General features: G+C 40.7%; 17 protein-coding genes. All 17 read left to right on the top strand.

Annotation, left to right across the window (positions count from 1 at the left end):
* The first annotated feature begins 47 nt into the window (after window positions 1–47).
* The 17 genes from CGB83_RS02670 (at window position 48) to CGB83_RS02590 (ending at window position 15,330) form a co-directional block, all read left to right on the top strand.
* A complete protein-coding gene (locus tag CGB83_RS02670; protein WP_100074395.1) occupies window positions 48–542 on the top strand; it encodes a F0F1 ATP synthase subunit B in 495 nt (164 codons plus the stop codon).
* Between the two features lie 2 nt (window positions 543–544).
* The gene (atpH, locus tag CGB83_RS02665; protein ID WP_100074394.1) at window positions 545–1,084 is read left to right on the top strand and encodes an ATP synthase F1 subunit delta; all 540 of its coding nucleotides are present in this window, start codon (window positions 545–547) and stop codon (window positions 1,082–1,084) included.
* Window positions 1,085–1,143: 59 nt separating this feature from the next.
* On the top strand, window positions 1,144–2,721 hold the full coding sequence (atpA, locus tag CGB83_RS02660) for a F0F1 ATP synthase subunit alpha (RefSeq protein WP_100074393.1): 1,578 nt from the start codon (window positions 1,144–1,146) through the stop codon (window positions 2,719–2,721).
* Window positions 2,722–2,806: 85 nt separating this feature from the next.
* Window positions 2,807–3,670: an ATP synthase F1 subunit gamma gene (atpG, locus tag CGB83_RS02655; RefSeq protein ID WP_100074392.1), complete on the top strand. Its 864-nt coding sequence runs from the start codon at window positions 2,807–2,809 to the stop codon at window positions 3,668–3,670.
* Between the two features lie 103 nt (window positions 3,671–3,773).
* Window positions 3,774–5,132 (top strand): hemolysin family protein, encoded by a 1,359-nt coding sequence (locus tag CGB83_RS02650; RefSeq protein ID WP_100074391.1) that lies wholly within the window; start codon window positions 3,774–3,776, stop codon window positions 5,130–5,132.
* Window positions 5,133–5,146: 14 nt separating this feature from the next.
* A complete protein-coding gene (locus CGB83_RS02645) occupies window positions 5,147–5,452 on the top strand; it encodes an ATP-dependent Clp protease adaptor ClpS (protein WP_100074390.1) in 306 nt (101 codons plus the stop codon).
* 218 nt (window positions 5,453–5,670) lie between these two features.
* A complete protein-coding gene (gene udk / locus CGB83_RS02640) occupies window positions 5,671–6,285 on the top strand; it encodes a uridine kinase (RefSeq protein WP_100074389.1) in 615 nt (204 codons plus the stop codon).
* A gap of 2 nt (window positions 6,286–6,287) precedes the next feature.
* On the top strand, window positions 6,288–6,647 hold the full coding sequence (locus CGB83_RS02635) for an FtsB family cell division protein (RefSeq protein ID WP_100074388.1): 360 nt from the start codon (window positions 6,288–6,290) through the stop codon (window positions 6,645–6,647).
* Window positions 6,648–6,750: 103 nt separating this feature from the next.
* Entirely contained in the window at window positions 6,751–7,908 is a 1,158-nt protein-coding gene (locus tag CGB83_RS02630; protein ID WP_100074387.1) for a methylmalonyl-CoA mutase family protein, read from the top strand.
* The gene (locus CGB83_RS02625) at window positions 7,908–8,348 is read left to right on the top strand and encodes a DinB family protein (protein ID WP_100074386.1); all 441 of its coding nucleotides are present in this window, start codon (window positions 7,908–7,910) and stop codon (window positions 8,346–8,348) included. The genes CGB83_RS02630 and CGB83_RS02625 overlap by 1 nt, the downstream gene beginning before the upstream one ends.
* An 84-nt stretch (window positions 8,349–8,432) precedes the next feature.
* Window positions 8,433–9,578, top strand: coding sequence for a class I SAM-dependent methyltransferase (locus CGB83_RS02620; protein ID WP_228420063.1), 1,146 nt, complete (start codon window positions 8,433–8,435; stop codon window positions 9,576–9,578).
* A 55-nt stretch (window positions 9,579–9,633) separates the two neighbouring features.
* On the top strand, window positions 9,634–9,927 hold the full coding sequence (locus CGB83_RS02615) for a hypothetical protein (RefSeq protein WP_100074385.1): 294 nt from the start codon (window positions 9,634–9,636) through the stop codon (window positions 9,925–9,927).
* A 143-nt stretch (window positions 9,928–10,070) separates the two neighbouring features.
* Entirely contained in the window at window positions 10,071–11,450 is a 1,380-nt protein-coding gene (locus CGB83_RS02610; protein ID WP_100074384.1) for a dipeptidase, read from the top strand.
* Between the two features lie 160 nt (window positions 11,451–11,610).
* Entirely contained in the window at window positions 11,611–12,633 is a 1,023-nt protein-coding gene (locus CGB83_RS02605; protein WP_100074383.1) for a T9SS type A sorting domain-containing protein, read from the top strand.
* Window positions 12,634–12,711: 78 nt separating this feature from the next.
* Window positions 12,712–13,416 carry an SDR family oxidoreductase gene (locus tag CGB83_RS02600; RefSeq protein ID WP_100074382.1) on the top strand — a complete coding sequence of 235 codons (705 nt, stop codon included), beginning with the start codon at window positions 12,712–12,714 and terminating at the stop codon, window positions 13,414–13,416.
* 146 nt (window positions 13,417–13,562) lie between these two features.
* A complete protein-coding gene (locus CGB83_RS02595) occupies window positions 13,563–14,309 on the top strand; it encodes an electron transfer flavoprotein subunit beta/FixA family protein (RefSeq protein ID WP_100074381.1) in 747 nt (248 codons plus the stop codon).
* A gap of 73 nt (window positions 14,310–14,382) precedes the next feature.
* Complete coding sequence (locus CGB83_RS02590) at window positions 14,383–15,330, top strand: electron transfer flavoprotein subunit alpha/FixB family protein (RefSeq protein ID WP_100074380.1); 948 nt, start codon at window positions 14,383–14,385, stop codon at window positions 15,328–15,330.
* Window positions 15,331–15,393 lie beyond the last annotated feature (63 nt).

Genomic DNA, 15,393 nt, shown 5'->3' with positions numbered 1-15,393 from the left:
TTTAAACAATCCATAAAAAATTAGTATCAAAAAAAGAATTTACAGATATGGGAATTATTGAACCTGGAATTGGACTTTTGTTTTGGATGACGCTTACGTTTGTTATCCTATTGTTTCTTCTGGCAAAATTTGCATGGAAACCTATCGTTAATGCGGTTAATGACAGAGAAACTTCTATAGTGGACGCCCTTAATCAGGCTACTTTGGCCAGAAAAGAAATGGAAACGCTGAAAGAAGATAACGAAAGAATTATCCGTGAGGCTAAAATCGAAAGAGATGCGATCCTTAAAGAGGCGAGAGAAATCAAAGACAGAATTGTAGGAGAAGCTAAAGATGTAGCTAAAGCAGAAGGAGACAGAATGATCGAGGCAGCCAAGCAAACGATTCAGACTGAGAAAAATGCAGCAATGGCTGATATCAAAACTCAGATCGGAGCTATTTCTGTAAATATTGCCGAGTCTATCCTGAAGCAAAAACTGGATAACAGTGAAGCACAGAACGAATTAGTTCAGAATTATTTAAACCAATCAAACCTTAACTAAGAATGCTTACCTCTAAAGTAGCTAAAAGATACGCACAGGGTTTGCTTGATTTTACCAACGAATCAGGCCAGACGGCTACCGTATTTTCTGAAATGAAGGATGTGGCAAAACTGATGTCTGAGTCCACAGACCTCAATAAGTTTTTCCTCACCCCTTATATAGATACCAAAAAGAAAGTGGAAGTGGCATCCCTGATTTTTAAAGGACTTTCTGCTTCTTCTCAAAACCTGATTACCTTGGTCATCAGACACGGACGTGAAAATCAGATCAAAAATATTGCTCAGGAATTCATTAAAAAAGTAGAAGATATCAACGGAGTACAAAGAATTACTCTTACTACTGCTACACAGTTATCCAGAGAGAACATCGATCAGATCTTAAAATCTACCAATCTGGTTAAACATGATTCTAAATTTGATCTTCAAGTAAATGTGAATCCTGAAATCCTGGGTGGTTACATCCTGAGAGTAGGTGACCAGCAGGTAGACGCATCGGTAAAGTCTAAGCTTAACAACATTAAGAAAGATTTCCGTTTGAACTAATTAATATTCAAATTAATTTGAATATACATTATTGATAATTAAGAAAAAACAACCATACAATGGCAGAAATAAATCCGGCAGAAGTATCTGCGATCTTAAAACAGCAATTGGCCAACTTCGACACTCAATCCAATGTTGAGGAAGTAGGTACAGTTTTAACCATCGGTGATGGTATTGCCCGTGTTTACGGGTTAGAAAACGTACAATACGGAGAGTTGGTAAAGTTTTCTAGTGATGTGGAAGGTATTGTACTTAACCTTGAGGAAGACAACGTAGGTGTTGCTTTATTAGGAGAAAGTAAATTGGTAAAAGAAGGAGATACCGTAAAAAGAACCAACAGAATCTCTTCTATCAAAGTAGGAGAAGGAATGTTAGGAAGAGTAGTGGATACCCTGGGTAACGCTATCGATGGTAAAGGCCCTATTACCGGGGATTTATATGAAATGCCATTGGAAAGAAAGGCTCCCGGAGTAATCTACAGGCAGCCGGTAACCGAACCGTTACAGTCCGGTATCGTAGCGATCGACTCTATGATCCCTGTAGGAAGAGGACAGAGAGAGCTGATCATCGGTGACAGACAGACCGGTAAAACTACGGTGGCGATCGATACGATCATCAACCAGAAAGAATTTTATGAAGCAGGCAAGCCTGTATATTGTATATATGTAGCGATCGGACAGAAAGCTTCTACCGTTGCACAGATCGTTAAAACCCTTTCTGATAAAGGAGCTTTAGCTTATACGGTAATTGTTGCGGCTAACGCATCAGATCCGGTTCCTATGCAGGTATATTCTGCTATGGCAGGTGCTGCGATCGGTGAGTTCTTCAGGGATACCGGAAGACCGGCTTTGATCGTTTATGATGATTTATCCAAGCAGGCAGTTGCTTACCGTGAGCTTTCCCTTCTGTTAAGAAGACCACCGGGCCGTGAAGCATATCCTGGAGACGTATTCTACCTTCACTCAAGATTATTAGAAAGAGCAGCTAAAGTAATTGCTGACGACAATATCGCGAGCCAGATGAATGACTTACCGGAATCCCTTAAGCCAATCGTGAAAGGAGGAGGATCTTTAACAGCCCTTCCGATCATTGAAACTCAGGCTGGTGACGTTTCCGCGTATATCCCGACCAACGTAATCTCCATTACAGACGGGCAGATCTTCCTTGAATCCGATCTATTCAACTCAGGAGTACGTCCTGCGATCAACGTAGGGATCTCTGTTTCCAGGGTAGGAGGTAACGCTCAGATCAAGTCTATGAAGAAAGTATCCGGTACATTGAAGCTTGACCAGGCTCAGTACAAGGAACTTGAAGCATTCGCTAAATTCGGTTCTGACCTTGATGCTTCCACTCTTGCGGTAATTTCCAAAGGAGAAAGAAACGTGGAGATCCTTAAGCAGCCGGTAAACTCTCCGCTTCCGGTAGACAGCCAGGTAGCGATGATCTACGCAGGTACAGAAAACTTATTGAGAAACGTTCCGATCAGAAAAGTAAAAGAATTCCAGATAGAATATATCGACTTCTTAAGATCCAAGCATCCGGATACTATGGCTGCAATCAAAGCAGGTAAGATCGATGATTCTATTACCAGCGTCCTTAAGCAGGCCGCTAATGATCTGGCTTCAAAATATAACTAAAATTAGTTGATGGTTGTTGGCTGATAGTTGACAGAATTTTCTAGAACTAGCAGCCAACAGCCGACAACCAACAACTAAACCCAATATGGCAAACTTAAAAGAAATACGAGGCAGAATTACGTCAATTTCATCAACGATGCAGATTACCCGTGCCATGAAAATGGTTTCGGCAGCGAAACTGAAGAAAGCACAGGATGCCATCGTGATGTTGAGACCGTACTCAGAAAAACTGCAGGAACTGATTGAGAATGTAAATTCCAGCTCAGATCCTGATCAGATTTCCATATATGCCCAGAAAAGACCTGTGAAAAGAGTGCTTTTCATTGCTGTTACATCAAACAGGGGTCTTGCAGGTGCTTTCAATTCATCCATTGTGAAAGAACTGAACATCCAGTTCCAGAATCAGTCCCAGTATGAAGTTGAAGTACTGCCTATCGGTAAGAAAGCGTATGATGCAGTAAGAAAAAATCGTAAGGTATTTGCTAATGAAAGTGCGGTTTATGACAATCTGAACTTTGATGTAGTGGCTAACGTTACCGAAGGGGTAATGACCAGCTTCAGAGAAGGGAAGTTTGATGAAGTGTACCTTATCTATAACAAGTTCGTGAATGCGGCTACTCAGGAAGTAACCACAGAGCAGCTTCTTCCGATTTCAATGCCTGAAACTACAGAACCCCAGGTGGAAACGGATTACATCTTTGAACCTAACAGGGCTGAAATCCTGGATAACCTGATCCCTAAGTCCATCAAGACCCAGGTATTTAAGGCCATCCTTGATTCCGTAGCATCTGAACACGGGGCAAGAATGACCGCAATGCATAAAGCGACAGATAATGCACAGGCGCTGAAAAATGATCTTGTGATCTTTTATAATAAAGCAAGACAGGCGGCTATTACCAATGAAATCCTTGAAATTGTTTCCGGAGCGGAGGCACTGAAAGGATCTTAACGGACAATACCAATAAAATACGAGAGCACCGATGATTCGGTGCTTTTTTTGTTATTTTTATTTTGTATATATTTGTACCCATAAATTTTATATTCATTTCTAAATGGACTCGGACATAGTCAGGCTACTGTTAGCCGTATTTCTTGTTTTACTTAATGGCTTTTTCGTAGCCGCAGAATTTTCGATTGTTAAAGTTCGTTACTCACAAATCCAGATAAAAGCCGCAGAAGGGAATTCTATGGCCAAGCAGGCGGAACATATCATCAAACACCTTGATGAATACCTTTCCGCCACACAATTAGGTATTACCTTAGCATCTCTTGCCTTGGGTTGGGTAGGAGAAAGCGCCCTGCATCATGTGGTGGAAAATACATTCAACTCCCTGCATATTACTTTAAGTGCAGCGACCATAACCTCCATTTCTGTGATTACCAGTTTTGTACTGATCACAGTTATGCATATCGTATTCGGTGAGCTGATCCCAAAATCGATTGCGATCCGTAAGTCTGAAGCCACCACTATGGCTACAGCCGTACCCCTGAGGGTTTTCTATACGGTATTCAAACCGTTTATATGGCTGATGAACTTAATGTCCAACGGTTTCTTAAGGCTTATTAAGATCCATCCTGCTTCCGAACAGGAGATTCACTCCACTGAAGAACTGCAGTTGCTGGTAAAGCAGAGTGCCGACAGCGGGGAAATTGAAGAGGAAAATTATGAGATCATTAAAAATGCTTTCGATTTTACGGATCACTCTGCCAAGCAGATTATGGTTCCGAGGCAGAATATAACTTCCATTGATTTTGAAGAAGACGTCAATGAGATCATCAATACCATTATGGAAAGCGGATATTCGCGTATTCCAGTGTATCTGGATTCCATAGATAATGTCATCGGTATTTTATATACTAAGGAGATTATAAGGGAATTTGTACGCAGGAAAGGGGAGCTGACCCATGAGGACCTTAAAGAACTGATGCGTGATGCCTTCTTCGTAGTCGGAAGCAAGAAAATTTCTGACCTTCTTAAAATCTTTCAGCAGAAGAAACAGCATTTAGCCATTGTTATTGATGAATTCGGCGGTACCGAAGGGATCATAACCCTGGAAGATATCCTGGAAGAGCTTGTAGGAGAAATTCAGGATGAAGAAGATGAAGAGGACAAAGTGGTGGATAAAATCGGTGACAATACCTATTGGGTACAGGCTACCCAGCCACTGGACGAAATCAACGAACATTTACCTAAGAAACTAACCCTTTCGGAGGAGAGTGAATACAATACCCTTGCAGGATTTATCCTCCACGCGCTGGAAGATATCCCTGAAGAGAATCAGGAATTTGATCTGGAAAGCTACCATTTTAAAATTCTGAAGATGAATAACAAAAGTGTGGAGCTCGTGGAACTGGTCTATGAAGAACCTAATATCATAAACAATTTAGCCGATACCATCGGTGAAGTATAAAAATACGTAAGTAAATGATTTTTTATAACAGCATTAGAGATTATGAAGATCCGAAACGCCAGTATGAAGAAGAAGTTCTCGTAATGGATGATACCGATGATGTATATAAGCTCATCCTGCATAATGATGATGTGCATACATTTGATTACGTTATCGACAGTCTTATAGAAATATGCAAACATACCCTGGAACAGGCCGAACAATGTACCATGCTGGTGCATTACAAAGGCAAGTGTACGGTAAAGACAGGTTCAATGGATCTTCTGAAACCCATGCATGAGAAACTGCTTTCAAGGGAACTGACGAGCGAAATCGTATAAAAAACTATCCGGCACCACAGTATGCCGGATTTTTTATGCTTAAAATAATAAAACTTGCACTCGTTTTGTCATCCGGCAATCTTTCAATTTTTCAATTTTTCAATTTTTTAAATATTAAATCCTTTTAATTTTTCAATTAATTCAATCTTTTAATTTCCGCCCTTCTCCCGTCTTATCGAAAATACTATATTTGTAAAAAGATAAGAAAAGATAAAATAATGCTTGTAATAGGAATTGCAGGAGGAACAGGATCCGGCAAAACTACGGTTGTTGATAAAATCATTCAGCAGCTTGACATTGAAGGAATGAATATCCTTTCACAGGATAATTATTACCACGACAACCATAACTTAACCCTGGTAGAGCGGGAAGCGTTGAATTACGACCACCCGAAATCCATAGATTTTGATCTCCTGATACAGCATGTGAGGGCACTTAAAAACAGCCAGCCCATTGAGCAGCCGATTTACAGCTTCGTCACCCATTCCAGGACCGGAGACCATGTAACGGTAGAGCCTAAAAATGTACTGGTTGTAGAGGGAATCCTTGTTCTGACCAACAAGGAACTGCTGAAAGAATTTGACCTGAAGGTTTTTGTTCACGCTGATTCGGATGAACGGCTGATCAGAAGGATCAGGAGAGATACACAGGAGCGGGGAAGGGACCTGAATGAAGTACTACACCGGTACCAGACCACTTTAAAGCCGATGCACCAGGAATTCATCGAACCCTCAAAAAACGAAGCGGATCTGATCATCCCGAATATGAGACAGAACTCCGTTGCCATTGATTTTCTAACGACCGTCATTAAGAATTCACTGAGAAAACATTAGACATGTCAGCAAAAAAATTAATTAAAGACATCCAGCCGAAATCAGAGACGCTGAGACTGATTCAGAAATATGTTCTGAATAAATATACGATTACCATAGCTTTGTTCCTGGTATGGATGGTTTTCTTTGATAAAACTTCATTTCTCGTGATCAATGAGCTTAACGGTGAGATCGGGAAATATGAAGAACAGCTGCAGTACTATAAAACCGAATACGAGAAAAACGATGCGTTTTATAAAAAGCTCATGAACAACAAATCTGAAAAAGAGAAATACGCAAGGGAGAATTACTTCATGAAAAAACCGAATGAAGAGATTTTTATCCTCGTTGCCGACAGTACGCATATTGCGAAAAATAAGTAACTGTTAGAAATCAATCGTGAATGAATCATGCTGATACTAACTGACCATTCACCATTGACTGTTAACCGTCCGTTATCCGCCATTGATAAATCATAAACAAATTATGTCAGATACATTCACCCGTTGGGAAAGCCTGGTAAAGAAACAACTGAAGACTGAAGATATTGATGCCGTTCTCAGAAAAGAAAATCTGGAAGGCCTTGAAGTAAAGCCCTTTTACGATGCCGTTCAGGAACCACTGCCCAATATAGCCAAAGTTGAGGAAAATACCCATCTTGTAGCCCGGTATCATGAAAGCCTTGAGGAAGATGTTTTTGCCTTTTTGATTGATCATAATGTTGAAAATCTGGAGCAGAAGACGATCTTCGTTAATAATAAAGATCTTGCCGGACACATCAGTCCCGAAGAGGAAGATCAGTATTTTTCCCTGATTGATGGTTTTGATGAACATGAAGCACGGATCGATGACCAGCTGACCAAAGAACTGCTGGCCAAAAACTTCAGGAGAAAGATCGCAGTGGATGTTTCACTGCATCAGAATGCGGGTGCATCCATCACCCAGCAATTAGGAATGGCGCTGGCGAAAACCAAAGAACTTATTGAAGTATACGGACCGGATATCCTGGATCAGCTGATATTCAGGCTTGCAGTAGGAGCCAGCTACTTTTTTGAAATGGCCAAGCTCAGAGCATTCAGGCTGGCCTTCAACCAGCTTTCAAAAGAATACGGAAAAGACGATATCCCTTATATTTTCGCTGAAACTTCCCTAAGAAACAAATCTGTGGCCGATCAGGAAAACAACCTTATCCGGTCTTCCCTGGAGCTGGCTGCGGCAATGATCGGAGGGGCAGATGCGGTCTTCAGCACTAATTACCTGGTGGATCGAAGCACGGAAAACTCAGAAGAAATATCCTTTAAACAGCAGATTGTATTGGCTTATGAAAGCATCATCAATGTCTTTGAAGATGCAGCCAACGGCAGTTATTATGTGGAAGACCTAACGAGGCAGATCGCTGAAAAATCCTGGGCCTATTTTGTGTCTGTTGAAGAAAAAGGAGGATATCTTAAGCTCCTGAGACAAGGCTGGATCCAGAAAGAAATCTATAACCATGCTGTTGAAGAACAGAAGTGGGTGCAGGATGGCAGGATCAAACTGATCGGGGTCAATCTGTATCCGAAATTGGAGGTTAAAAGAACAGCAGAGGAACTCTACAGCGAAAAAGAAATACAACCTGTCCGGTGGGCAGAAATGTTTGAGTAATGAAGGAAAAGCTGATCGATATATTTGAATATACCCATTATTTCAACCATGAAGTGATCAAGGCCATTGCAGGAAATATCTCCAAGACCGATGAAAAAATAATCAGACTGATCAACCATACCCTGAATGCCCAGCAAATATGGAACGCAAGGATCCTTGGTGAAAAGACATTTGATGTCTGGCAGATCAATCCTTTTGGAAATCTTGAAGAAATCAATACCAGCAACCATCAGAAAAGTACCGGAATCATCAGGGACTCCGATTTAGATCAGAGAATTCAGTATCATAATTCAAAAGGAACAACCTTTGAAAACAGTATTTTCGAAATGCTTTTTCATGCCGTTAATCATTCTACCTATCACAGAGGGCAGATTAATATGCTGATGAAAAGCAGCGGTATTGATCCTGTACCGGCAGATTATATTTTTTATAATTGGTAATTACCCGCAAATGATCTGTCATCATGAGATCGGACCTTTATATAGGTAACCATAAGATTGCTGCTAACAGTTTATAATACATTTGTGACTAAGATTTTAGACCCTACCATTCAGGAATATATCCGGACGAATATCAATGCTGATCTTCCTTCATTACTATTAAAAAAGTCCCCATTCCCTGAAGTGACCATGCAGGAAATCGTCCAGCAGATCAAAGGGAAACGGGTTGCGGAAAAGAAATTTCCTTTCTTGCTTAAAGAAGGTATTATTTTTCCACCTCAGATCAATCTCGAGCAGGCATCATCTGAAAAAACAGCACGGTATAAGGCAGACCTTCTCAAAGGTGAAAAATTTATTGATCTTACTGCCGGTTTCTGCATTGATGCCTTTTACCTTTCAGAAGGTTTTGAAGAAGTTACCCTGGTAGAACAAAATTCCGTACTGCTGGAAACGGTTAAACATAACTGGTATATACTTGGCAGGGAAGCACGGTTTATCAGTGGTCAGCTTGAGGATTTTTTACAGGGTAATGAAGAGCATTTTGATATTATCTATCTCGATCCGGCCAGGCGCGACCAACAGAAAAATAAAGTTTTCCTTCTGGAAGACCTTTCCCCGAATATTCTGGATATCCAGGACAGGCTGTTGGCGATTTCCGAAACTGTTGTTATCAAGCTGTCACCCCTTATTGACCTTACCTATCTTCTTTCGGTCCTTCCTTCAACTTTCAGGATCGATATTATTGCCGTAAAAAATGATGTCAAAGAAGTGGTGATATTCCTGTCGGGCCGCCAGAATAATCAGATCAGCTGTTGGTGTGTCAATCTGGAAAGCGGTGAACCACCGTTTACCTATACCATTGGTGATGAAGAAACTGCCCATGCAGAATATGCGGAGCCCGGAAAATACCTTTACATCCCGAATAATGCAATACTGAAGGCCGGAACTTTTAATCTGGTCTCCCAAAGATTTAACCTGAAAAAACTGCATCCCAATACCCATTTTTATACTTCAGATCATAGGGAAGGAGATTTTCCGGGAAGGATCCTGGAAGTAGAATGTGTTGAAAGCAAGGATATTAAGAAAAAAAGCCAGTTTAATATTATTTCCAGAAACCATCCTCTCAAACCTGAGGAAATCAGGAAGAAATACCAGCTGAAAGATGGAGGGGAACACTATCTTATTTTTACACAATCCAAAAAAGGTAAAATTATTTTAAAATCAGTCTGAAAATGTTGCCGAAAAATGCAATATTTCTTACTTTTGGACAATCAAAAATTGGAGCATGAGAAAATTAATCATATGTGCAGCTATTGCAGCCATGGCCGTAAGCTGTAAGAAAGTACAGGCCGGCGGTAATAAAAAAGTAATCAAGCTGGAAGAAGGTGTGGAAAGGTATTCTGATGATGAGCAGACCAGCGGTGAACAGGATAAACTTTCAGACTACAGGGCAGATATGCACGGAGGCCATGAAACCCCTGCCAAAACGGATACTGCAGCTACAAAACCTGCTGATGAAGCCAAACCTGCGGAAGCTGGAAAGCCGGCTGAAACGAATACTCCACAAACCGGACATTAATATTACCCATACATCATAAATATCCTGCTGATCTGCAGGATATTTTTTTGTCTGTAATCCTTTAGAGACAATAGCCCAGAATTCTCAGTTTTTTGTTGCCCGAGCAGGGCATTTTTTTTATTTTTAACAAAATAAATTTTACGATGCAAGAGACCCTAAATTACATTCACGAAAATAAACAGCGTTTCGTGGATGAATTATTTGAATTACTGAGAATTCCTTCCATTTCCGCAGATCCTGCCTATAAAAATGATGTTTTACAATGCGCTGAAGTATGTGCACAGCACCTGAAAAATGCCGGTGCCGATAACGTTGAAGTATGCCAGACTAAAGGATATCCTATTGTTTTCGGTGAAAAGATACTGGATCAGAGCCTTCCTACCGTATTGGTTTACGGACATTATGACGTTCAGCCTGCAGATCCGCTGGAACTATGGAAAAAACCTCCTTTTGAACCTTATATTGAAAAAACCGAGCTTCATCCTGAAGGGGCCATCTTTGCCAGGGGATCTGCGGATGACAAAGGCCAGTTTTTTATGCACCTGAAGGCATTTGAAGCCATGATGGAGACCAATACACTTCCTTGCAATGTCAAATTCATTCTGGAAGGAGAGGAAGAGGTAGGTTCTGTAAGCCTGGGTGATTTTGTGAACGAAAATAAAGATAAATTAACGTGTGACTGCATCCTGATTTCAGATACCCATATCTACAGCAACGAACAGCCTACGGTAACTACAGGATTAAGAGGACTGAGTTATGTGGAAGTAGAAGTGGAAGGACCGAACAGGGATCTCCATTCAGGGTTGTACGGTGGAGCTGTACCTAACCCGATCCACGTGCTTTCCAGGATGATTGCGCAGCTGATTGATGAAGACGGTCAGATCACCATCGATGGCTTTTATGATAATGTCCAAGATGTTTCCGATGAAGAAAGAGCTGAAATGAATAAGCTGAAAGACAATCCGGAAGAATTTAAAAAATCAATCGGATTGAGTAATGTAGAAGGTGAACTGGGATTTACCACTCTGGAAAGAACCTCCATCCGTCCTACATTGGACTGCAACGGAATCTGGGGCGGTTACACAGGAGAAGGAGCCAAAACGGTAATTCCTTCCAAGGCATTTGCCAAAATTTCGATGCGTTTAGTCCCGTATCAGACTCCTGAAGAGATTACTGAGAAATTTACGGCTTACTTTAAAAAAATAGCTCCGGATACCGTAAAAGTAAAAGTCACTCCTCATCATGGTGGAATGCCATACGTATTGCCTACGGATACAAAAGAGTTCCAGGCGGCCAAAAAAGCAATGGAGTCTTCGTTTGGCAAAGAAGTTCTTCCGTACAGGGGAGGAGGAAGCATCCCGATCACAGCCATGTTTGAAAAAGTCCTGGGTGCCAAATCTGTCCTGATGGGATTCGGTCTCGATTCCGATGCCATCCATTCCCCGAATGAGCATTACGGCCTCTTTAATTTCTATAAAGGAATTGAGAGTATACCGCTGTTTTTTGAGAATTATGCGAAATAATAAATAAATTAAAAATCCCTGAGCAAAACTCAGGGATTTTTTAATATAATTAGTATTGCTATCTGATTATCAGTATTTAAAAATAAAATTTTAACATAATTTTTTTTAATGAATATATTTTTTTATTTACATTTACTAAACAACAAAAAAAATCATTATTATGAATAAAACTTTATTAATTGCTTTATCTCTTTCAGCTAGTTTTTCTTTATCTGCTCAAGTATTGGAATCAGATAATTATAATTCTTACAATGTTGGAAATTTAACAACTGCAGTAGACGGTACTACTGTCGGACAAGGGGGAATGTATGCTTACGGTGGAACAGCCGCTAATTATCAAATTGTGACAGGTGATGCTACCCACGCTAAATATTTGCAAGTTACCGGAGGTAGTGACGGAACTGCTACTTCTTCAAGATACGTTTTTAAAAGTGGATTGGCTACTGCCTGGTCTAACAGGGTTTCTGGCAATAACATTATAAAAGGATCTGTCGAAATTTATACAGGGACCTCTACCAATAAACATTCTTCAGGGGTATCTGTTGTAAGTGCAACAAATGGAATTGTAGGAATCAGATATAATTCTCAGACAAAAACCATCAATGGACTAGCCTATTTACAAGTTAATGGAAATCCACCATCGAATGGATATTACAGTATTACGGGATTAACTACCAATACATATCCTGCCAATACGTGGATTAAAGTGGGGTACAGTTATAACAAAACGACAGGAGCAATTACTTATAATATTGCGGGAAGCTCTCAAACATTAGCTGTTACTGGAGCAAGCACAGTTGCGGGATTGGATCCATCGGAATTCGATGTATATAGTTCTCCTACGGTATCTTCAGCAACGGATCCTGCCAATACAGGACCTACAACTTTTGGTATCGACAATTATGTGGTGGAAGCTTCTAGTAATGCTACATTAGCTACAGACGATGTTAAAAATACTAAGACCTCAGTAATTGCCATAGGACCAAATCCGGCTATTGATTACTTAAATATTCTTACAGAAGAAAAAATCAATGCTGTTGAGATTTTTGATGTTACAGGCAGAAAAGTACCAGTGGCATTGGAAGGAAACAGAATAAATGTAAGAGACCTCAATGCCGGAACGTATATCATCAGTTTTGAGACAAAGGCCGGAAAGGTATCTGAAAAATTCATTAAAAAATAAATACTGACAAATCTTAGTTAGTAAAAACGCTCCGTTTGGAGCGTTTTTCTTATTTTTAGGAACTAAATCCAAAATACTATGTTAGAAAATAAAGTCGCTTATATTACAGGAGGAACAAAAGGAATCGGCTTCGGAATTGCTGAAATTTTACTGAAAAACGGAGTATCTGTAGCCTTTTCAGGAAGGAAAAAGGAAGATGTGCTGAAAGCGGAAGAAGAATTGAAACAGTATTCCGGGAATGTTCTGGGAATTGTTTCTGATGTACGAAGCCTGGAAAGCGAGCAGCAGGCTGTTGATGCTGCAAAAGAAAAATTCGGCAGGCTGGACTTTGTCATAGCCAATGCGGGACTGGGTGTTTTTAAACCTGTAGATCAGCTTACAGCAGAAGAATGGAACGATATGATAGAAACCAATCTTACCGGTGTATTCTACACGCTGAAAGCTTCCGTGGAAGAACTCAAGAAGAGCAAAGGATATTATATTACCATTGCAAGCCTTGCGGGAGCCAATTTCTTTGAAAACGGAGCAGGATATAATGCATCCAAATTTGGGGTGGTAGGCTTCACCCAGGCAGCCATGATCGACCTCAGGAAATACGATATCAAATCCACAGTGATCATGCCCGGATCCGTTGCCACGAACTTTAACGGGAATATCCCTTCAGAAAAAGACAGCTGGAAAATCCAGCCCGAAGATATGGGAAACCTTATCCTGGACATTTTAAAGATGAATCCGAGAGTTTTACCGAGCAAGATCGAATTCAGGGCGACCAAACCGGCCTGATGAAAGTTCTAATGTATTGAATAATAAATCTATAAGTATTATGCATGCATAATATATTTTTTAATTATATTAGCAGGAGTTAAATATAAGAATTTCCGCATACGGCCTCACGGCTGCATAAGGCAATAAAAAAATTAAAACAACATATGAAAATATTAGTTTGTATCAGTAGTGTTCCGGATACTACTTCCAAAATTAACTTTACAGCAGATAAATCTGCCTTCGACAAAAACGGAATTCAGTGGGTAATCAACCCGCTTGATGAGTTCGCTTTAACAAAAGCCGTAAAGCTTCAGGAATCTCAGGGAGCTACCGTAACGGTACTTAATGTAGGGGATGCTACTACCGAGCCTGTGATCAGGAAAGCTCTAGCTATCGGTGCAAATGATGCTATTCGGATCAACGTTGATCCTAAGGACAGCTTTTCTACTGCTAAGGAAATTGCTGCAGTGGCTCAGAACGGAGGATACGACATCATTCTTTGCGGAAAAGAATCCCTTGACTATAACGGAGGTTCTGTACCGGGGATGTTGGCACAATTGCTGAACCTGCCTTTCGTAAATGCTGCGGTAGGAATGGATGTCAACGGAAGCGAGGCAACAGCAGTGAGAGAGATTGAAGGAGGGAAGGAAACAATTTCCGTAAAGCTGCCTGCGGTTATTGCAGGACAGAAAGGGCTGGTAGATGAGAAAGAACTCATCATTCCGAATATGAGGGGAATTATGTCTGCAAGGACCAAGCCTCTTCAGGTGGTTGAGCCTTCTTCTTCAGAAGTGAAAGTTCAGGGAGTATCATTTGACAGTGTTCCGCCTAGGGCTGCGGTCAAAATGGTTTCTGCAGATAACCTTGACGAACTGGTAAGATTGCTGCACGAGGAAGCTAAAGTAATCTAAATTCAAAATCAGGGGCTGATTGTTAGGCTCTCGATTTTTAATATTTTAATTGTTAATTATTAAATCCAAAAAAATGGCAGTATTCGTATACGCAGAAAATATAAACGGAGTTTACAAAAAGGCGGCTTTTGAAGCTGTATCATACGCAAAAGCAGTAGCAGACCAGACAGGAGATACTGTTACAGCAATCACGGTAAACCCAACCGATTCTTCAGACGCATTGTATAAATACGGTGCATCCCATGTGATCAATATCAAAGACGAAGGCCTTAAGAGCTTTTCAGCAAAAGCCTATGCACAGGCAGTTCATGAAGTAGCAGATGGTAATATCATCATATTCCCTCATACTACAGATGCTTCATCCATTGCGCCGATGCTTGCTGTAATGAAGAACTATTCTTTAATTACCAATGTTCTTGAAGCTCCGGAAAGCACATCCCCATTCCAGGTGAAAAGAAGGGCATTTTCGGGTAAAGGTTTCATGCATGCAAAAGCTGAAGGAACAGGAGTAATCGTTACCGTTTCGCAGAACGCTTTCGGAGTGAAAGAGAATGCAGTATCAGGTTCGGAAGAGGTAAAAAATCTTTCTGTTGCCAATGAAGATACCAAAGTGATCTCGCATGAGCAAAGTTCAGGAAAGCTGGACCTGAAGGAAGCGGAAGTAGTAGTTTCAGCAGGAAGAGGAATGAAAGGGCCTGAAAACTGGGGCATGGTTGAAGACCTTGCCAATGTACTGGGAGCAGCTACCGCGTGTTCAAAACCGGTATCAGATATCGGATGGAGACCGCATTCCGAGCACGTTGGGCAAACCGGTAAAGCGATCGCACCTAATCTGTATATCGCTGTAGGAATTTCTGGAGCTATTCAGCATCTTGCAGGGGTGAATTCATCCAAAACCATCGTCGTGATCAATAATGATCCTGAAGCACCGTTCTTCAAATCTGCAGATTACGGGGTAGCAGGAGATTTATTCCAGATCGTTCCGGCATTAACGCAGAAGATCAAAGCCCTGAAAGGATAAAAAAAGTGAATCGTCAATAGTCAATTCGCTTTGCCTGTCAATTTTAAAGTCAATTTAGAGATT

Origin of the sequence: Chryseobacterium camelliae, assembly GCF_002770595.1 — a bacterium.
Lineage (GTDB): Bacteria > Bacteroidota > Bacteroidia > Flavobacteriales > Weeksellaceae > Chryseobacterium > Chryseobacterium camelliae.
The sequence above is the reverse complement of the archived record's forward strand: the minus strand, read 5'-3'. Positions and strand labels throughout refer to the sequence as shown.